Here is a 16,743-nt window from a genome sequence, read left to right as displayed (position 1 = left end):
CGTGCTCCAGTGCCGGCCGGTCGATACGGATCGGATCGACCGGCTGGCACTGGCCGACAACATTTCAGGAGGCGCCGAAGTCATTGGGGTGCATCAGATCCGCGAAGCCGACGCGATGCAGGAATTCCGCACGCACCCGGTCGATCACCGCGTAGGAGACCGACGAACCGTCGTCGGCCGGATCGACCACCACGCGGAACGGCCTCTTGCCGAACGGGGCATTCACCACACCGACGACGGTGTCGGCGACCTGCTCGGGATCCGCGGTTTCCGGCACGGTCGCGGCGAGCGCCTTCAGCATCGCCTCCGCGAAACCCGGAGGCAGGCCCGCCTCGTAGTCCGCCGCAAGGGCCTTGTCGTCGGGGGCGCCGGCATGGGCGAAGTGGTTCGTTCCCCTGGTGAAGGCGCCGGGAACGACGATGGAGGTCTCGATGCCGAACGGGGCCAGTTCGCGGGCGTAGCAGACCGCCAGGGCATCCATGCCGGCCTTGGCCGCGAAATAGGGGCCGAGCATCGGCGGGACACCGCCGGCGGCACTGCTGCTGCCGATCCACAGCACCAGCCCCCGCCGGGCCTTGCGCATGTGCGGCAGGGCGGCCCGGTTGACGCGCTGGGTGCCGAGCACGTTCACGTCGTAAAGCGCGGCGAGCTGTTCGGGTGTGAATGCCTCGCTCGGACCCCACACCATATGGCCGGCATTGTGGATCAGGACGTCGAGCCGGCCATGCTCCGCGATGATGGCCTCGACGGCCGATCGTGCCGATTCGTCGGACTGCACGTCGAGTTCGACCGTCCGCAAATCGACGTTGCGGTCCCGCGCATAGGCTGCGATCTCGGCGGCCTGATCCGCATTCCTGCCGCTCAGCCCGCGCATCGACGCGTAGACGACATGCCCCGATGCGGCCAGGGCATTGGCCATCAGGCGGCCGAAGCCGCTCGATGCGCCGGTGATGAGGATGACCTGTGCCATGTCGTCCGCTCCCTCAGACCACGCCGCCGTTCGCCCGCAGGGTCTGGCCGTTGATCCAGCCGCCGTCCGGCCCGACGAGCAGGGAAACCACGCGGGCGATGTCGTCGACCTCGCCAAGGCGGCCGAGCGGGATCATCTGCCTGATGCGATCGAGCGTGGCCTGATCCTTGCCCTCGAAGAAGAGTTCGGTGGCGATCGGGCCGGGTGCGACCGCGTTGACGGTGATCCCCCGGGACCCCAGCTCCTTCGCCAAGATGTGCGTCAGCGCTTCGACCGCAGCCTTCGTGGCCGCATAGACCCCGTAGGTCGGCTGATAGAGACCAACGACGCTCGTGGAGAAATTCACGATCCGGCCGCCGTCGCGCAGCCGGTTCGCCGCCTCGCGCAGCCCGTTGAACGTCCCCTTGAGGTTGGTCGCGATGATCCGGTCGAAGGCGGCGTCGTCCATCTGCGCGATGGGTGAAAGCGTCATGATGCCGGCATTGTTCACCAGCACGTCCACGCCGCCATAGGCCGCCTCGGCGGCATCGAACATCCGCTTCACGGCCGCCGGGTCGCCGACGTCGGCCTGGACGGGAATGGCCCGGCCGCCGGCCGCCTCGATCTCCTCGACCAGCTTGCCGGCGGCATCGGCGCTGCCGGCATAGTTGATGACGACCGCGAGGCCGTCCTTCGCCAGCCGCCGGGCGATGGCGGCGCCGATGCCGCGGGATGCTCCGGTGACGATCGCGACACGGTTCGTTGATGACGTCATTGTCCTGCTCCCTCAATCCTGTTGCGGGTGGTGGTGTCCGGCCGCTTTCAATCCTTCGCCCGATAGGCTTCCGGGATCACGAACACCTCGTCGGCGCGGGCATAGCCGCCGTCCTTGACTTCCTCGATCAGGACCATGGTGTGCGGGCGGGCGGCCTCCGAGAAATACTCGACAAGCATCGCGGTGGTGCGATGGACGATTTCTTCCTTCTGGGCACGGTTCAGCGCGGCCTCGGGGACCTTGAAATTGACGAACGGCATGGTCTTCGCTCCTGCGGGGGTGATCGACGAGCAGCGCCTCGGTCGGCCGCTGCTCCTGGGACCGAAATTCGTCCGTTTTGCAGTTCCGGGGTAGACCGGCGAATTCGACATCACCATTTCGCTGGGATTAACAATCGCGCGGGCCGGCTATGGATCGCATCGACGTCATGCGTCTGTTCGTCAGGATCGTCGAACGTGGGAGTTTCGCTCAGGCCGCGCGGGATCTGCAGGTTCCGCGCCCGACCGCCACGCATGCGATCCAGCGCCTGGAGGCAAATCTCGGCGTCCGGCTGTTGGAGCGGACGACACGCAAAGTCCGGCCGACGCTGGACGGCTCGCTCTACCATGAGCGCTGCCTTCGGCTCCTCGCCGATCTCGACGAGATGCAGAGCGTCTTCAGGAACGCCGAGCCCAGGGGGCCGCTCCGCGTCGACATGCAGGGGACCATCGCGCGGTTCTTCATCCTGCCGGCGCTGCCTGCGTTCATGGCGCGCTATCCGGGGATTTCACTGAACCTCAGCGAAGGCGACCGGATGGTGGACCTCATCACCGAAGGGGTCGATTGCGTCGTGCGGGCCGGCGATCTGTCCGACTCTTCCCTGATCGGCCGCCGCATCACGCTGTTCGAGCAATCGACCCTGGCGAGCCCCGCCTATCTCGACCGTCATGGCATCCCGTCGACACCGGACGATCTGGACGGTCACCGGATGGTCGGCTATGCCGCCTCGGCCACCGGGCAATCCTATCCGATGGAGTTCACGACGCCGGAGCGGAACTGGGAGGTTCAATTGCCCTATGATGTGGTCGTCCGCGGGGCGGAGATCTACACGGCGTCGGCTGTCGCGGGGTTGGGACTGATCCAGGTCCCGCGCTATCGCGTGGAGCACCAGATCGCCGCCGGACAGCTGGTCCCGATATTGGAAGCCTTCCCACCGCCGATGATGCCGGTGTCGGTGGTCTATCCGCAGAACCGCCATCTGTCTTCGCGGTTAAGGGTGTTCATCGACTGGCTGACGGAGGTGTTCGGCGGTTCGCATTGCTAGAGCGGGCTGGCCGCCGTCCGGGCAAGGAAAAGGCCCCCGCAATGGTGCGGGGGCCTTTTCCTGCCGGTCCTTACCAGGACGAGGAAGAGGAGTTCCCGGCGGTGTTCGGCAGCGACTTGCGGGTCTTGCTCTCGCCCATGCCGGGCTCATCCGGCGAAACCGTCTTGTTGTTGTCGTAGGCCATGCCGCTGGCCCCCGTTCCGGCCTGGCTGGAATCGTTCAGCGACTTGCGGGTCTTGCTCTCGCCCATGCCGGGCTCGTTCGGCGAGATCGTCTGCTGGCTCGTTCCCGTGCTGCCGGAGGTTCCATAGCTGCTGCTGTTTTCGGAAGCACAGCCCGCAAGCATCAGGGGCACGGCGGCGGCAGCAAGGATGAGAATGTGTCGCATGGGTTCACTCCGTCCAAATGTTCCGGAAAATCCTGCAGTCCTCAGGAGGATCTGCGTGAAAAGCTGGTTGCGGCGACCGCCCGCAAGACCTGTCCAGTACAACTCGACAAAGCAGCCCAAGTTCCCGGCACTCGGTCCGGGAAAAGACGTCTTCTGTGGAACCGCGCCGGAATTGTCGATTCGAGAGGGCGACGACCGGCCTTCGAGGCCCAAGCGCGGGCGCTGCGGGAACCAGCGGGGTGCCGGGGGGTTACAAGCGGGCGACATCAATGGACGGACACCCGATGACCCTGCAGCAGTTCATGGCCTTCGCGCTGGTGGGCATCGTGGTTGCGATGCTGATCTGGAACAGGCTGCGTTTCGATGTGGTTGCAGTTCTGGCCCTACTGGCCGGCGTGTTCCTGGGGCTGGTCCCGGCGAAGGAGGCGTTTTCCGGCTTTGCCGACGACATCGTCATCATCATCGCCTCCGCCCTGATCGTCAGCGCCGGCATCGCCCGCTCCGGCGTGATCGACGCGCTGGTGCGGCCGGTGGCGGCGAAGCTCAACACGCCGACGCGGCAGATCGCCTTCCTGTGCGGGTCGGTGGCCTTCATGTCGGCGCTGATGAAGAACATCGGCGCGCTCGCCATCTTCCTGCCGATCACCATGCAGCTGGCGCGACGGCACCGGACCGGGGCGCACCGGGTTCTGATGCCGATGGCCTTCGCCTCGCTGATTGGCGGCCTGATGACGCTGGTCGGCACCTCGCCCAACATCATCGTGTCCCGCGTGCGGACCGAGATCGTCGGTCAGCCTTTCTCGATGTTCGACTATCTGCCGGTCGGGCTGGGCATCACAGTGGTCGGGCTGCTGTTCCTGATGGTCGGCTGGCGCCTGCTGCCCCAGGACCGCAGCGGCGCCCGGTCGGCCGAGGAGACCTTCGCCGTCGAGAATTACGCCAGCGAGATGAGGCTGCCGGCCGGATCGTCCTTCGTCGGCCGCACCGTCGGCGACGTCGAGGCGCTGGCGGAGGGCGAGGCGCAGGTGATCGGACTGGTCCGCGAGCGCTTCCGCCGCTATGTGCCCGACAAACACTGGACCCTGCTGGCCGACGATGTGCTGGTGCTGGAGGGCGACGCCCCGGCCCTGCAGCGCCTCGTCCAGGGCGCGTCGCTGGAGCCGCTGGGCATCCTGGAGGGGGTGGAGGGCGAATTGCTGGCGGTGGAGGCGGTTGTGACGCCGGACTCGCCGCTGAACGGCCGATCCGACCGGAATCTGGATCTGCGGAGCCGGTTCGGCGTCAGCCTGCTGGCGGTCAGCCGGACCGGCGAGCGGATCGCCCGGCGCCTGCACCATGTGATGTTCAAGGAGGGCGACCTGCTGCTGTTGCAGGTGCCGGCGGAGCGCTATCCCGATGCGCTGGCCGACGCCGGCCTGATCCCGCTGGCGGAACGCCGCCTGCAGATCGGCCAGCGGCGGCCGGTCTGGGTGCCGGTCGGGATCCTCGTCATCACGATGCTGGTGCTCGGCTTCCATCTGGCGCCGCTGGCGGTGACCTTCCTGGCGGCTGCGGCGGCGATGGTCGTCACCGGCGTGCTGAGCGTCGAGGATGCCTATCACGCGGTGGAGTGGCCGATCATCATCCTGCTCGCCGCCTTGATCCCGGTCAGCGGCACGCTGGAGAGCACGGGCGCGACGCAGGTGATCTCCACCCTGCTGGCCGATGCGGCGCGTGGGCTGCCCGCGGTGGCCTGCGTGACGCTGATCATGGCGGCGGCGATGGCGGTGACGCCCTTCCTGAACAATGCCGCGACGGTGCTGGTGATGGCGCCCATCGGCGCCGGGGTGGCGCAGCAGCTCGGGCTGAGCCCCGATCCGTTCCTGATGGCGGTGGCGGTCGGCGCCGGCAGCGATTTCCTGACGCCCATCGGCCACCAGTGCAACACGCTGGTGATGGGGCCGGGCGGCTACCGGTTCGGCGATTACCCGCGGCTGGGCGTGCCGCTGTCGCTGATCATCCTGACGCTGGGCACCTGGCTGATCGTCACCTTCTGGCCGCTGAGCGGGTGAGCGTGGGCGGGGAACAAGGGGGCGGAGGCGCCGTTCCCCAGGCCGGAACAACAAGGAAGACGACCGTGCAGGTTTCTGAGATCATGGCGAAAGCGCTGGAGTTCATCTCGCCGGACGCCACCGTGCAGGACGCGGCGACGCTGATGGGAGAACTGGACGTCGGCGCCCTGCCGGTCGGCTCGGCCGACGATCTCGTGGGCATCCTGACCGACCGCGACATCCTGTTCCGCGTGGTGGCGGAGGGTGGCGACAACATGCGGGTGCGGGTGCGCGAGGTGATGTCCAGCGCGCTGTTCACCTGCCGCGACACCGACACGCTGGCCACGGCGATGGACATCATGGGCGCCTATCACGTGCGGCGCCTGCCGGTGCTGGACGAGGGCGGGCAGGTGGTCGGCTGGCTGACGCTGAGCGACATTTCGCGCCGGCTGCTGCTGGAAACCGGCACGATCCGCGACGCGCTGGGCGAACTCAGCGCCAGCGGGCAGGACGTGTGAGCGGAGGCGGCCCTACAGCCGCAGTCCCATCTGCCGGTTCAGCCGGACCACCAGATCGGCGGGAAGACCAAGGCGCTGGGCGAGATAGCGCAGGTAAGAGCGGTTGATCGGCGCGTGCTTGTCCACCGTCGCCAGTGAGACGGCGTAGAAACGCGCGGCCATCCGCGGGCCGTCGACCCGGCGGATCAGCTCCTCCAGGCATTGCGGTTCCTCGATCTGCCGCTGCAGGCGGTCGCGGTCCTCCTCGTCCAGGCTGCTGGTGTTGAGCCTGCTCCGGATCCGGCCGCGCTCCGTCGCGTCCAGCTCGCCGTCGGCATGGGCGGCGGCGGCCATGGCGAGGACCAGCAGATCGGTCTCCTCCGCGCCGAATCCGCGGAAATCCGCCGGCGCGCGGTCGAGCAGCTGGTGACGGTTGCGCAGATGGGAGTCCAGGATCTGGCGGGCCAGCATCGCGTGCAGCACCGGCTCGTGTCCCAGGCGCGGCTTCGCCTCGCCGGTTTCCGTTGGCCCGGCGGAGGTGAGAGTGGGGGATGGGGCCGGGACGGGCGCCTCCGGCGCGCCGCCGAACAGCCGCGTCAGCAGGTTGGGCTTGGCTTGGGTCATCCTGCGGCTACTCCCCGGCCGGTTGCGGCCCGCGCTGCATGGCGGTGTCGATCTGGGTCAGCAGGCGGGAAAAATCGATGGGTTTCGGATGGTAGTCGTCGCAGCCCGCCTGCAAGGTCTTCTCGCGGTCGCCGGACATGGCGTGGGCGGTCAGCGCGATGATCGGGATGCCGGCGGTCTCCTGGCCCGCCTTCAGCTCGCGGGCGGCGGTCCAGCCGTCGATGACCGGCAGGTTCATGTCGAGCAGGATGACGTCCGGCCGCTCGTCGCGCGCCATGTCCACGCCCTGGCGGCCATCGAAGGCGAGAACGACGTCGAACCCGCGCCGCTTCAGCCGGCGCGACAGGAAGTCCCAGATTTCCTCGTGATCCTCGACCAGCAGCAGCTTAGCCATCGGTACCTCCCGTTCCGTCCGCCTGTCCCGCTCCCTTGCCCGCTTCGGGGGGAGGGGACCGCAGGCGTGCGATCGCTTCCTTCAACTCTTCGATCATCCCATCCGATCCATCCTCTGCCATCGGGATGATGTCGCGGACCCGGCCGCGCAGCTCCTCGGTCTCGTCCCGCCCGATCTCCTGGGCGGCGACGACGATGACGGGGATGCGGCACCAGTCGGGGTTGCGGCACAGCGCCTTGAGGAAATCGAAACCGTCCAGACCGGGCGTGAAGGGGTCGAGCAGGATCACGGTCGGCGTGGCGGCGGCCAGCCGGCGGAACGCCTCCTCCTCCGTTTCGGCCTCGGCGACCTGCCAGCCGTCGCGGCCCAATTCGGCGCCCAGCAGGGCACGGGTCTCGTCGGCTTCCATCAGGACCAAAGCCGTGCCGGGAGCCTGCCCGCTGAGGCCGCTCAGCACCCGGTGCAGGCGCTGCCAGTCCACCGGTTTGGTGAAATAGTCGGCGGCCCCCAGCGACAGGGCCAGCCCCTTCTCCCGACGGGAGGAGATGATGATGACGGGAATGTCGGCGAGGTCGGGTTCGGCCTTCAGCACCGACAGCACCGACCAGCCGTCGGTGCGCGGCATCATCACGTCGAGCAGGATGGCGCGTGGACGGATTTGCCGGGCAATCGACAGGCCGGTCTGGCCGTCGGCGGCCAGCGCCACGCCGTAGCCCTCGCGGTGCAGGAAGCGGGCGAGCAGCTCGCGCATCGCCTGTTCGTCGTCGATGATGAGGATCGTCTCGCGTGTTGTCTGCGCCGGCGGCAGTTCTTCGAGACGAATCGGGCTGGACTCGGCGGAACCGGGCAGGCGGCCGTGCCGCAGGTCGGCCGGCAGGCGCAGGGTGAAGCTGGTTCCCTTGGCCGGCGCAGTGTCGATCGCAACCTCGCCGCCCAGCATGTCGGCAAAGGCCTTGGTGATCGCCAAACCCAGCCCGGTCCCGCCGAAGCGGCGGGTGGTGGAGCTGTCGGCCTGCATGAAGCGTTCGAACAGCCGGCGGACCTGTTCCGGCGACATGCCGATGCCGGTGTCGGTGACGCGGAAGACGACCATGTCCGCAGGTGTGGCGGAGGTGCGTTCCACCGACAGGGTGACGGTGCCGTTCTCGGTGAATTTCGCGGCGTTGCTCAGCAGGTTGAACAGGCACTGGCGCACCTTTACCACGTCGGTGTGCATGGCCCCCACGTCGTCCGCCACCTCCACCGCCAGCCGGTTGCCCTTCTTCGACACCAGCGCCTCCACCGTCGCGGCGACCTCGCGCGTCAGCTCGGCGACGTCGGCGTCCTCGCCATGCACCTCCATCTTGCCGGCCTCGATCTTGGAAATGTCGAGGACGCCGTTGATCAGGGTCAGCAGGTGGCGGGCATTCGCCTCGATCTTCTCCAGGTCGGGCAGCATGCTGTCGACGCCGAGGTCGGCCAGCTCCTCCTCCAGCATTTCGGTGTAGCCGATGACGGCGGAGAGCGGCGTGCGCAGCTCGTGGCTCATGTTGGCGATGAACAGGCTCTTGGCTCGGTTGGCCTCCTCGGCGGCGAGGCGGGCGGCCTCCAGCTCCTCCTCCGCCCGCTTGCGGACGCTGATGTCCTGCATGGCGCCGATCATGCGCAGAGGCTGGCCGATCGGGCTGCGCAGGACGAAGCCGCGGTCGAGGATGCTGGCATAGCTGCCGTCGGCGCGGCGGAAGCGGTATTCGTCGTTCCAGCGCGTGCCGCCGCCGTCGATCACCGCATGGATGCCGGTGACCACATGGTCCTGGTCGTCCGGGTGGATATGGTCCATCCACCAGGAGGCGGAGGTCTCCGAGACGTCCTGGCCGTAGCCGAAGAGGGTGCGCACCGCCTCGTTCCAATGGATGCGGTCGGACGACAGATTCCAGTCCCAGATGGCGTCGTTGGTCGCCTGGGCCGCCAGCCGGTAGCGTTCCTCCGTCTCGCGCAGCGCCTCCTCGGCCCGGCGGCGGGTGGTGATGTCGGTGTGGACGCCGACCCATTCCTGAACGGTGCCGCCGGTGTCCAGCAGCGGCACGGCGCGGACCAGCATGTCGCGATAGACGCCGTCGTAGCGGCGCAGGCGGTGCTCCGCCTTATAGACGGTCTTCCCGGCCCGCGCGGCGCGCCAGGCCTCCGAAGTGTGGGGGCGGTCGTCGGGATGGATGGCCTCGACCCAGCCGGTGCCCTTCAGTTCGTCGAAGCTCTGGCCTGTGAAGCTGCTCCAGCTCGGCTGCGGGGTTTCGAAGCGGCCGGCGCCGGACGTGCTCCAGACGATGGCGGCGGTCGCCTCGACCAGCGAGCGGAAGCGCGCCTCGCTGAGGCGCAGTCTCTCCTCCGCCCGTTTGGCGTCGGTGGTGTCCCAGGTGACGCCGATCAGGGTCAGGCTGCGTTCCGGCGTGCCGTCGGTCACCACGCCGCGCGCCACCGCCCAGCGGACTTCGCCCGACGGCAGCAGGATGCGGAATTCGGCGTCATATTCGCCGCGCCGGCGGCGGGCGGTGTCGATGATCTGGCCGATCCGAGGCTGGTCGTCGGGATGGACGCGGCCGGTGACGTCCACCCCGCGGATCGGCTCGTCGGCCGTGAAGTCGAAGATCTCGCGCAGCCGGGCGTCGGCCTCGATGCGGTCGTCCTCCAGGTTCCAGGACCAGGCGCCGATCCGCGCGGCGCGGAGCGCCAGCTGCATTCGGCGCTCCGCCTCCATCACCCGGGATTCGGCCCGGCGCTGTTCGGTGACGTCGGTGTTGGTGCCGAGCCAGCGCAGGATGCGCCCGTCGCGGTCGCGCACCGGCACGGCGCGGGACAGGAACCAGCGGTATTGGCCGTCCTTGCCGCGCAGGGGGAAGGTATCCTCCCACGGTTCCCCCGCCCGGATCGCGCGGAAGAAGCCGTCCGATGCGCGGTCGACATGGTCGGGATGGTGGACGCTCCGCCAGTTCCAGCCCTCCGTCTCGCCCGGCTCGGCACCGGTGAACTCGTACCAGCGGCGGTTGTACCAATAGACGGCGCCGTTGGCGTCCGCCATCCAGGTCAGTTGCGGAATCAGGTTGGCAAGGCTGCGGAACTGAGCCTCGTTCTCGCGCAGCAGGGTCTCGGTGCGGAGGCGTTCGGCGGCGTCGCGGGCGCGGTCGATGGCGGCACCGAGCAGGGTGGCGACCCCCTGGAGAAAGGCGGCGTCGGCGGTGTCGAAGCGGCCGTCGCGGCGGCTGTCGACCTCCAGCACGCCGAACGGCTCGCCCTCGCCACGGATGATGACGTTGATGGCGCGCTTCACCCCATGTTCGGCCAGCAGCTCAGGACAGCGGAAACGGGATTCAAGGCCGAGATCGTTGGAGATCACCGGCTCGCCGGTCTTCAGCGCATAGCCGGCGGGAGACGCGAGGTCGGCGCCGAGCGAGCGGTGCCCGACCACGCCGGGGTTCCAGCCGACACCGGCGCGGACCAGCAGGCGCTCGGCGCCGTCCGCATCATTCACCCATTCCAGGGCCTTGCTCAGTTCGGCATCCAGCCCTTCGGCGCAGAGGTCGGTCGCCTGCTGCAGCAGGGCGGCGATGTCGGCGCTTTTCAGGGCGGAGATGCCAAAGCGGGCCAGCAGGTCCTGCTGCCTCTCCCTGCGGGCGAGGCGTTCGGCAAGATGGCTGTCGGTTTGGGCGATCCGAGCGGTGGGCCCGGTGGAGGGTCTGGCAGGGGGCATGAACCATGTGCGGACGGGGAGCGACGACATTTGAACAGCCGGCGGCGGCATTCGTCCGCGCCGGCATGGCGGATTACCGCGCTCGACCCGGCCTGTCGCAGGCGGGCCACGCCCCGATGGGACAGGTTGCCATTCCCCCGATGCGATACGTCCGGTGAATGGGGGTGCAGATGGTCGCCGGCTCTGTTGTAGGAGGGGGAGGAGTGCGGCGCGCCTGCCGGCCGCCGTCCTCGCCCAAGTTTTTTGTGTTTTGCCTGGAGTATTTGTGGAATGGCCCGTGTCACCGTCGAGGATTGCGTCCTTCTCATCCCCAACCGTTTCGATCTGGTGGTGATGGCGGCGCAGCGTGCCCGCCAGATCGCCGGCGGCGCGCCGCTGTCGATCGACCGCGACAACGACAAGAACCCGGTCGTCGCGCTGCGCGAGATTGCGGACGAGACGCTGTCGCTGCCCGACCTGCGCGACAATCTGATCCGCGGCCACCAGAAGATCGTGGAGACCGACGAACCCGAGGAGGAGATCGTCGAGCTGATGGCGGACGAGAACAGCTGGATGCACACCAGCGACACCTCGCTCGCCGACGAGGACAGCATGAGCGACGCCGAGGAGGACATCACCGAGGACGACGATATGGCGTCGGAGATGGACCGGAAGCCGGGTGCGGCCTTCGGCATGACGGAGGACGACGTAGTCGGCGACGATGCCGATGGAGATGTCGGCCCCTAATACTGTTGGCCGGTAATTCGGCAACGCAGGCATAACGCCGGGACCGATGGTCCGGCTCCGGCGTTATATCTGCGCGCTGCGGCGAACGGATCGGCCGGCGCTCGTCCTCACCCGCCCTTCCACCGCAGTCAGGGTCTCCGCCAGATCATGGATCACGCTACCGTCTGGGCGGCCACGTCGCCCGTGCCGCCAGCCCTGCCGCGCCCGCTTTGCCGGGAGGGCGTCAGGCTGGTGCCGGCGACCGTCTGCACCGGGGCCGCGATGGCCGAACGGGAGGAGACGGTCATCGACGAGGTGCCGGTCGGGCTGATCTATGCCGGCAGCCTCTTCTCCGTCATGCTGGCGACCCCGACCGACCTCGAGGACTTCGCCACCGGCTTCTCATTGAGCGAAGGACTCGTCGGCAGCGCGGAGGAACTGGCGGTCACCGCCATCGACGAGGTGACGGACGGCGTGCGCATCCGCATGGAACTGCCGGTGGAGCGGTTGGCTGCCCTTCTGCGACGCAAGCGCAACCTGATGGGCGGCTCCGGCTGCGGCCGTTGCGGCACCGACAGCTTCGCGGAGGCTCTGCGCCCGCTCGACCCTGTCCGCTCCACCGCCCGCATCGCGCCGGACGCGATCCGCCGCGCCATGGCGGCCCTGCCGTCAGGGCAGCGGCTGAACCGGGAGACCGGAGCGGTCCATGCCGCCGGCTTCGCCCGTCCAGATGGGCAACTGGTCGCCGTGCGCGAGGATGTCGGGCGGCACAATGCGCTCGACAAGCTGATCGGCGCGCTGGCCCGCGCCGGTGTCGATCCCGCCGACGGCTTCGTCGTGGTGTCGAGCCGTTGTTCCTTCGAGATGGTCCACAAGACCGCGGCGGCCGGCATCCCGCTGATCGCCGCCATCTCCGCCCCGACATCACTGTGCGTCGGCTTCGCCGAAAGGGTGGGCGTCGGTGTGGTCGCCTATGTGCGCGACGGCCGCTTCACCGTCTATGCCGCTCCGTCGCGGGTCCTGATGCCAGCGTGACCTCGGTGCCGGCCACCGCCCCGATCCTTTCGGCCGCGCGGCCGGCACAGCAGATCTGCCAAGTGGTCATACCACTCGACGATATGTCGCGTCCTGCCGCTGCGGTGCAGCATGCTAAGGAAAGGGACGGGAGACGCGCCGGGATCGGCCCGTCCACGCCTCCCCCGAGGAGTGCCTTTTCCGATGCATCACGATGTTTCGTCCCACCGCTGGTCCGTCGCTCCGGCCCAGCGCGCCCTCGACCATGAGCCTCTCGGCGCCGACGTCCGTGCCGCTTTCGCCTGCGCGGTCGCCCGCCTGCGCGCCGAGGCCGACGCGCTCGCACGGCGCATGAGCGATGCCGGAACTGTCGAAGTGCTGGAGCGGGAGGGTGGATTGCAGGTGCTGTACCGGTCCCATCATGGCGAAGACGGTGGCGAGGGGCTTCACCGGCTGATCGGCGATTTCGACCTGCACCTGACGCATGACGGGCGGGCGGCGATCCACATGCGGATCCGCGGCGATGTGCCGCCGGCCGAGGTTCTGGACATCGACCGCGCGACGGCGGAGCATTTCCGGACCCGGCTGCATGCGTTCGAGACCGGCTGTCGCCGTCTTCCCACCGCACGCGCCGCCTGAACGGAATCGGCCGGGCCCGGCGAACGGGCCTTTTGCGGACAGTCGCCGCGCGGGCGGGCCAAGGCCTTCGCCCGTCCGCGGCGCGGAGGAGAATACATGTCCATGGACAAGGAAGTGATCGTCGCGGCACTGCGTCACGCGGCGGCCCTGCACGAAGGCACCTATCGGCCCGACCGGGCGCGCACGCCCTTCGTGTCGCACCTGTCGGAAACGGCGGAGCTGGTGTCGCAGGCCGGCGGCAGCCCGGCCGAGATCGCCGCGGCCTGGCTGCATGATGCCGTCGAGGACGGGCTGACCACCGTCGACGATCTGGCCGACCGGTTCGGCCGGGAGGTCGCCGACCTCGTCGCGGCGGTCAGCGACGCGCCGGAGGATGTCGGCAAGGCGATTTCCGAGCGCAAGGCGATCCAGGCCGCGCGCCTCGCGGCCGCGCCGGAGGGCGCCAAGCGCATCAAACTGGCCGAGCAGATCTCGATCCTGCAGGCGCTGGCGGTCGAACGCCCGCTGTCGTGGAGCGTCGAGCGGGCCGATGCCTATGTCGAGGGATCCCGCCTCGTCGCCGAAGCCTGCGCTGCCGCGAGCCCGCTGCTGGCGGAGCGCTATGCCGCCGCGCTGGCCGGGGCGACGCACTGACGGTCGGCAGGGCAGGCGGCGTTCAGGTCAAAGCGCCGAGGTCAAAGCGCTGACGAGCGCCAGAGCCAGACCAGACCAGCGACCGCCCCGGCCGCCAGCAGGACCAGCACCAGGATGATGGCAATCGCGGTGCGGCGGTCCTTGGCCTCGCGCTGTTCCGCCTCGCGCCGCTTCTTCAGCAGAAATTGCTGTTCTGGGCTGAGGAAGCGGCCAGCGGCGGCATCGGGGGTAGGCACGTAGCGCACCCGGCCGCGAGCCTTGGCCGCCTTGGCCGTGGCCGCCGCCGTCCCTCTCACGGCGGTGGTCAGACCGCCTTGCGACGGCCGGCCGGTGTTGATCGGCTCCGCCGCCGCTCCGCGAACCGCGGTCACCTGCCGTCCCTTGCGCTTGCGTGGCAGCTTCCGCCGTCTGGTCGCCATGCCTCTCCCCCCGCTCTCGATCCTTCACCGCGGCGGGGAGCATAGCCGCCCGGCCCGTCCGGCGCAGCCAATCACAAGATGATCTCCGGAAAGTCACATAGGCTCATGCCAATGGGCGCATGCCAACCGGAATCGGCGGGGGAGAGGGAGCCTTGCGCGGACGGCAGGGCGTTCGCCGCCAGCCAGCTCCTACCGCACGCAATTCCCGACGATCTGGTAGCAGAGCGTGGGATCGCGTCGGTCGTTGTAGCGGACGGCAGTGACCTGCCCGCCATGCAGTTCGAAGGTGGCTTCGCAGCTGTAGGTGCGCGACCAGGTGGTCACGTCGGGCTGCCACAGCATCGGGCCGCGGGGGCCGAGCCAGGGGCTGGGCTCCCAATCCACATCGCGGTCGACCAGTGTCTGTCGGCGGGTATAGACCAGATACTCCGCATCGCCGGCGACGGCCGAGCGTTCCGGCACCCCGGCACAGGACAGCAGGGCGGCCTTGCTCATGCCGACCATCGCCGCGGGCGCGCGCAGCGCCAGTTCCGCCTGCGGGTTGGCGCAGGAACCCGCCAGCAGGGCGGCGGCGAGGCACCCGCCGCGCAGGGCCCAAATCGTCGGACGCCGGCCTTTGGTCATCTCTGGTCCTCCGCGATGGCGCGCAAGCGAACGGGACTTTCCCTCAGATAAAGCATCCATTCAATTGCACAACGGCGATCAGCCGAGAACCGTGTCGTAGAGCAGTTTCAGGTTCAGCACGACGATGATGCCGGCGACGATCCAGGACAGGCCGGCGATCCAGCCGGGAACGGCGAAGCTGCCCATCTTGCCGCGGTCGGTGACGAAGCGGACCAGCGGAATGACTGCGAAGGGAAGCTGCATCGACAGCACGACCTGACTGAACACCAGCAGCTGCGCCGTGCCGCTTTCGCCATAGAGCGCCGTCACCACCACCACCGGGATGATGGCGAGCCCGCGGGTCAGCAGCCGGCGCGCCCAGTGCGGCAGGCGAAGCCGCAGGAACCCCTCCATCACGATCTGCCCGGCCAGCGTCGCCGTCACGGTGGAGTTGAGGCCCGACGCCAGCAGCGCCACGGCGAACAGGGTGGAGGCGATACCCAGGCCCAGCAGCGGCGACAGCAGTTCGAACGCCTCGCCGATCTCCGCCACCTCGGTATGGCCGCTGCCGTGGAAGACGCTGGCGGCCAGGATCAGGATGGCGGCGTTGACGAACAGGGCCAGCATCAGCGCGATGGTGCTGTCGATGGTGGCCCAGGTGATGGCGTCGCGCCGCCCCTCCTCCGTCCGCGGATAGGCGCGGGTCTGCACGATGGAGGAGTGGAGGTAGAGGTTGTGCGGCATCACGGTGGCGCCCAGGATGCCGATGGCGACATAGAGCATGCCGGGGTTGGTCACCACCTCCGCCGTCGGGATGAAACCGTTGAGCACGGCGGCGACCGGCGGCGCGGCGGCGACGATCTGCACCAGGAAGCAGCCGGCGATGATGGTCAGCAGGGCGATGACGAAGGCCTCCAGATAGCGGAAGCCCCGCTGCATCAGCAGCAGCACCAGGAAGGCGTCGAGCGCGGTGATCAGGGCGCCGCCGATCAGCGGGATGCCGAACAGCAGGTTCAGCGCGATGGCGGTGCCGATGACCTCGGCAAGGTCGCAGGCGATGATCGCCGCCTCGCACGCCACCCACAGCGTCAGGTTGATCGGGCGGGGGTAATGGTCGCGGCAGGCCTGGGCCAGATCGCGCCCGGTGACGATGCCCAGCCGCGCCGCCAGCGACTGCAGCAGGATCGCCATCAGGTTGGACAGCATGATGACGGACAGCAGCGTGTAGCCGAACTGCGACCCGCCGGCGAGATCGGTCGCCCAGTTGCCGGGGTCCATGTAGCCGACCGACACCATGTAGCCCGGCCCGGCGAAGGCCAGCAGCCGGCGCAGCCACAGGCCGCCCTGCGGTACCGCGATGGAGGCATGGACCTCCGGCAGGCTTAGCCGGCCGTCCCCGTCCTGGCTGGAGTATCTCCAGGCGCTGGGGGGCGGCACGGCGGCTTCGGCTTCCGACATCGGCGTGTGGCTCCCGGCCGAATTGCAAACTGGTATCAATCAAGTATGTACCGCGACATCGAGTATGCAAGATGCTATACTTTCCGGAACCAAACTTTTCCGGGGGTGAAGCGTGACGGTCAGGGAAGGCGATGCGCCGGCCGAGACGGCGCTGCCCGATGCCGAACTCCATGCCGAAGGCTTCCGCAAGACACGGGAGGCGCAGCGCTCCGCCCTCGCCGAGGATTATGTGGAGCTGATCGCCGACCTGATCGAAAGCGGGCAGGAGGCGCGGCAGGTCGACATCGCCGCGCGGCTGGGCGTGGCGCAGCCCACCGTCGCCCGCATGCTGGACCGGCTGGCGGCCGAGGGGCTGGTCTACCGCAAGCCCTACCGTGCCGTGTTCCTGACCGACGCCGGCCGCAGGATTGCCGAGGAAAGCCGCGAACGGCACCAGACGGTGGTGGCCTTCCTCCGCTCTCTCGGCGTCAGCGCCGACACCGCGCGGATCGATGCCGAGGGCATCGAGCATCATGTCAGCGCCGAGACGCTGGATGCCTTCCGCCGGGCGCTGGCAAAGGGCGGCTGAGCGGTCCCCAGTTCAAAGCC

The 16,743-nt window shown here is 68.7% G+C and carries 18 protein-coding genes; 8 read left to right on the top strand and 10 right to left on the bottom strand.

Annotated features, from left to right (window positions below; all coding sequences use genetic code 11):
- Positions 1 to 64 precede the first annotated feature (64 nt).
- Genes B9N97_RS01180 through B9N97_RS01170 form a run of 3 tightly spaced genes read right to left on the bottom strand, consistent with a single transcriptional unit; the run spans position 65 to position 1,984 of the window.
- Positions 65 to 970, bottom strand: a complete 906-nt coding sequence (locus B9N97_RS01180; RefSeq protein WP_085082506.1) for an SDR family oxidoreductase — start codon at positions 968 to 970, stop codon at positions 65 to 67.
- Between the two features lie 13 nt (positions 971 to 983).
- On the bottom strand, positions 984 to 1,724 hold the full coding sequence (locus B9N97_RS01175) for an SDR family oxidoreductase (protein ID WP_085082505.1): 741 nt from the start codon (positions 1,722 to 1,724) through the stop codon (positions 984 to 986).
- Positions 1,725 to 1,771: 47 nt separating this feature from the next.
- A complete protein-coding gene (locus B9N97_RS01170; protein WP_085082503.1) occupies positions 1,772 to 1,984 on the bottom strand; it encodes a tautomerase family protein in 213 nt (70 codons plus the stop codon).
- 149 nt (positions 1,985 to 2,133) lie between these two features.
- Here B9N97_RS01170 and B9N97_RS01165 point away from each other — a divergent pair, with 149 nt between their 5' ends.
- The gene (locus B9N97_RS01165; protein ID WP_085082501.1) at positions 2,134 to 3,027 is read left to right on the top strand and encodes a LysR family transcriptional regulator; all 894 of its coding nucleotides are present in this window, start codon (positions 2,134 to 2,136) and stop codon (positions 3,025 to 3,027) included.
- Between the two features lie 70 nt (positions 3,028 to 3,097).
- Here B9N97_RS01165 and B9N97_RS01160 read toward each other — a convergent pair whose 3' ends face one another.
- Complete coding sequence (locus B9N97_RS01160; protein WP_085082499.1) at positions 3,098 to 3,415, bottom strand: hypothetical protein; 318 nt, start codon at positions 3,413 to 3,415, stop codon at positions 3,098 to 3,100.
- Positions 3,416 to 3,699: 284 nt separating this feature from the next.
- Between B9N97_RS01160 and B9N97_RS01155 the strand changes: the two genes are divergently transcribed.
- Complete coding sequence (locus tag B9N97_RS01155) at positions 3,700 to 5,466, top strand: SLC13 family permease (protein ID WP_085082497.1); 1,767 nt, start codon at positions 3,700 to 3,702, stop codon at positions 5,464 to 5,466.
- A 65-nt stretch (positions 5,467 to 5,531) separates the two neighbouring features.
- Positions 5,532 to 5,963 carry a CBS domain-containing protein gene (locus tag B9N97_RS01150; protein WP_244560485.1) on the top strand — a complete coding sequence of 144 codons (432 nt, stop codon included), beginning with the start codon at positions 5,532 to 5,534 and terminating at the stop codon, positions 5,961 to 5,963.
- A 12-nt stretch (positions 5,964 to 5,975) separates the two neighbouring features.
- Here the strand turns inward: B9N97_RS01150 and B9N97_RS01145 are convergent, their stop codons facing one another.
- Genes B9N97_RS01145 through B9N97_RS01135 form a run of 3 tightly spaced genes read right to left on the bottom strand, consistent with a single transcriptional unit; the run spans position 5,976 to position 10,684 of the window.
- Positions 5,976 to 6,566: a DUF533 domain-containing protein gene (locus B9N97_RS01145; protein ID WP_085082493.1), complete on the bottom strand. Its 591-nt coding sequence runs from the start codon at positions 6,564 to 6,566 to the stop codon at positions 5,976 to 5,978.
- Between the two features lie 7 nt (positions 6,567 to 6,573).
- On the bottom strand, positions 6,574 to 6,960 hold the full coding sequence (locus B9N97_RS01140; RefSeq protein ID WP_085082491.1) for a response regulator: 387 nt from the start codon (positions 6,958 to 6,960) through the stop codon (positions 6,574 to 6,576).
- Complete coding sequence (locus B9N97_RS01135) at positions 6,953 to 10,684, bottom strand: PAS domain-containing protein (protein WP_085083254.1); 3,732 nt, start codon at positions 10,682 to 10,684, stop codon at positions 6,953 to 6,955. The genes B9N97_RS01140 and B9N97_RS01135 overlap by 8 nt, the downstream gene beginning before the upstream one ends.
- 270 nt (positions 10,685 to 10,954) lie before the next feature.
- On the opposite strand from B9N97_RS01135, the gene rpoZ reads away from it, so the two are divergent.
- The 4 genes from rpoZ (at position 10,955) to B9N97_RS01115 (ending at position 13,675) form a co-directional block, all read left to right on the top strand.
- Positions 10,955 to 11,410 (top strand): DNA-directed RNA polymerase subunit omega, encoded by a 456-nt coding sequence (gene rpoZ, locus B9N97_RS01130; RefSeq protein ID WP_085082489.1) that lies wholly within the window; start codon positions 10,955 to 10,957, stop codon positions 11,408 to 11,410.
- Positions 11,411 to 11,557: 147 nt separating this feature from the next.
- The gene (fdhD, locus tag B9N97_RS01125; protein ID WP_085082487.1) at positions 11,558 to 12,424 is read left to right on the top strand and encodes a formate dehydrogenase accessory sulfurtransferase FdhD; all 867 of its coding nucleotides are present in this window, start codon (positions 11,558 to 11,560) and stop codon (positions 12,422 to 12,424) included.
- A gap of 183 nt (positions 12,425 to 12,607) precedes the next feature.
- A complete protein-coding gene (locus tag B9N97_RS01120) occupies positions 12,608 to 13,042 on the top strand; it encodes a hypothetical protein (RefSeq protein WP_244560484.1) in 435 nt (144 codons plus the stop codon).
- 96 nt (positions 13,043 to 13,138) lie between these two features.
- The gene (locus B9N97_RS01115; RefSeq protein WP_085082483.1) at positions 13,139 to 13,675 is read left to right on the top strand and encodes an HD domain-containing protein; all 537 of its coding nucleotides are present in this window, start codon (positions 13,139 to 13,141) and stop codon (positions 13,673 to 13,675) included.
- Between the two features lie 41 nt (positions 13,676 to 13,716).
- Here the strand turns inward: B9N97_RS01115 and B9N97_RS01110 are convergent, their stop codons facing one another.
- The 3 genes from B9N97_RS01110 to B9N97_RS01100 all read right to left on the bottom strand — a co-directional run bounded on the left by B9N97_RS01110 (position 13,717) and on the right by B9N97_RS01100 (position 16,155).
- A complete protein-coding gene (locus B9N97_RS01110; RefSeq protein WP_085082481.1) occupies positions 13,717 to 14,094 on the bottom strand; it encodes a hypothetical protein in 378 nt (125 codons plus the stop codon).
- 189 nt (positions 14,095 to 14,283) lie between these two features.
- Complete coding sequence (locus B9N97_RS01105) at positions 14,284 to 14,718, bottom strand: hypothetical protein (RefSeq protein ID WP_085082479.1); 435 nt, start codon at positions 14,716 to 14,718, stop codon at positions 14,284 to 14,286.
- 78 nt (positions 14,719 to 14,796) lie between these two features.
- Positions 14,797 to 16,155: an Nramp family divalent metal transporter gene (locus B9N97_RS01100; RefSeq protein ID WP_085082477.1), complete on the bottom strand. Its 1,359-nt coding sequence runs from the start codon at positions 16,153 to 16,155 to the stop codon at positions 14,797 to 14,799.
- A 112-nt stretch (positions 16,156 to 16,267) separates the two neighbouring features.
- On the opposite strand from B9N97_RS01100, the gene mntR reads away from it, so the two are divergent.
- Positions 16,268 to 16,723: a manganese-binding transcriptional regulator MntR gene (gene mntR, locus B9N97_RS01095; RefSeq protein ID WP_085082475.1), complete on the top strand. Its 456-nt coding sequence runs from the start codon at positions 16,268 to 16,270 to the stop codon at positions 16,721 to 16,723.
- Positions 16,724 to 16,743 lie beyond the last annotated feature (20 nt).

The organism is Azospirillum oryzae (assembly GCF_900177515.1).
GTDB lineage: Bacteria > Pseudomonadota > Alphaproteobacteria > Azospirillales > Azospirillaceae > Azospirillum > Azospirillum oryzae_A.
The sequence above is the reverse complement of the archived record's forward strand: the minus strand, read 5'-3'. Positions and strand labels throughout refer to the sequence as shown.

Bases quoted from the DNA above. Each gene is read 5' to 3' on its own strand.
- B9N97_RS01180 (WP_085082506.1), bottom strand. From the start codon at position 970: ATGGCACAGGTCATCCTCATCACCGGCGCATCGAGCGGCTTCGGCCGC.
- B9N97_RS01175 (WP_085082505.1), bottom strand. From the start codon at position 1,724: ATGACGTCATCAACGAACCGTGTCGCGATCGTCACCGGAGCATCCCGC.
- B9N97_RS01170 (WP_085082503.1), bottom strand. From the start codon at position 1,984: ATGCCGTTCGTCAATTTCAAGGTCCCCGAGGCCGCGCTGAACCGTGCC.
- B9N97_RS01165 (WP_085082501.1), top strand. From the start codon at position 2,134: ATGGATCGCATCGACGTCATGCGTCTGTTCGTCAGGATCGTCGAACGT.
- B9N97_RS01160 (WP_085082499.1), bottom strand. From the start codon at position 3,415: ATGCGACACATTCTCATCCTTGCTGCCGCCGCCGTGCCCCTGATGCTT.
- B9N97_RS01155 (WP_085082497.1), top strand. From the start codon at position 3,700: ATGACCCTGCAGCAGTTCATGGCCTTCGCGCTGGTGGGCATCGTGGTT.
- B9N97_RS01145 (WP_085082493.1), bottom strand. From the start codon at position 6,566: ATGACCCAAGCCAAGCCCAACCTGCTGACGCGGCTGTTCGGCGGCGCG.
- B9N97_RS01140 (WP_085082491.1), bottom strand. From the start codon at position 6,960: ATGGCTAAGCTGCTGCTGGTCGAGGATCACGAGGAAATCTGGGACTTC.
- B9N97_RS01135 (WP_085083254.1), bottom strand. From the start codon at position 10,684: ATGCCCCCTGCCAGACCCTCCACCGGGCCCACCGCTCGGATCGCCCAA.
- rpoZ (WP_085082489.1), top strand. From the start codon at position 10,955: ATGGCCCGTGTCACCGTCGAGGATTGCGTCCTTCTCATCCCCAACCGT.
- fdhD (WP_085082487.1), top strand. From the start codon at position 11,558: ATGGATCACGCTACCGTCTGGGCGGCCACGTCGCCCGTGCCGCCAGCC.
- B9N97_RS01120 (WP_244560484.1), top strand. From the start codon at position 12,608: ATGCATCACGATGTTTCGTCCCACCGCTGGTCCGTCGCTCCGGCCCAG.
- B9N97_RS01115 (WP_085082483.1), top strand. From the start codon at position 13,139: ATGTCCATGGACAAGGAAGTGATCGTCGCGGCACTGCGTCACGCGGCG.
- B9N97_RS01110 (WP_085082481.1), bottom strand. From the start codon at position 14,094: ATGGCGACCAGACGGCGGAAGCTGCCACGCAAGCGCAAGGGACGGCAG.
- B9N97_RS01105 (WP_085082479.1), bottom strand. From the start codon at position 14,718: ATGACCAAAGGCCGGCGTCCGACGATTTGGGCCCTGCGCGGCGGGTGC.
- B9N97_RS01100 (WP_085082477.1), bottom strand. From the start codon at position 16,155: ATGTCGGAAGCCGAAGCCGCCGTGCCGCCCCCCAGCGCCTGGAGATAC.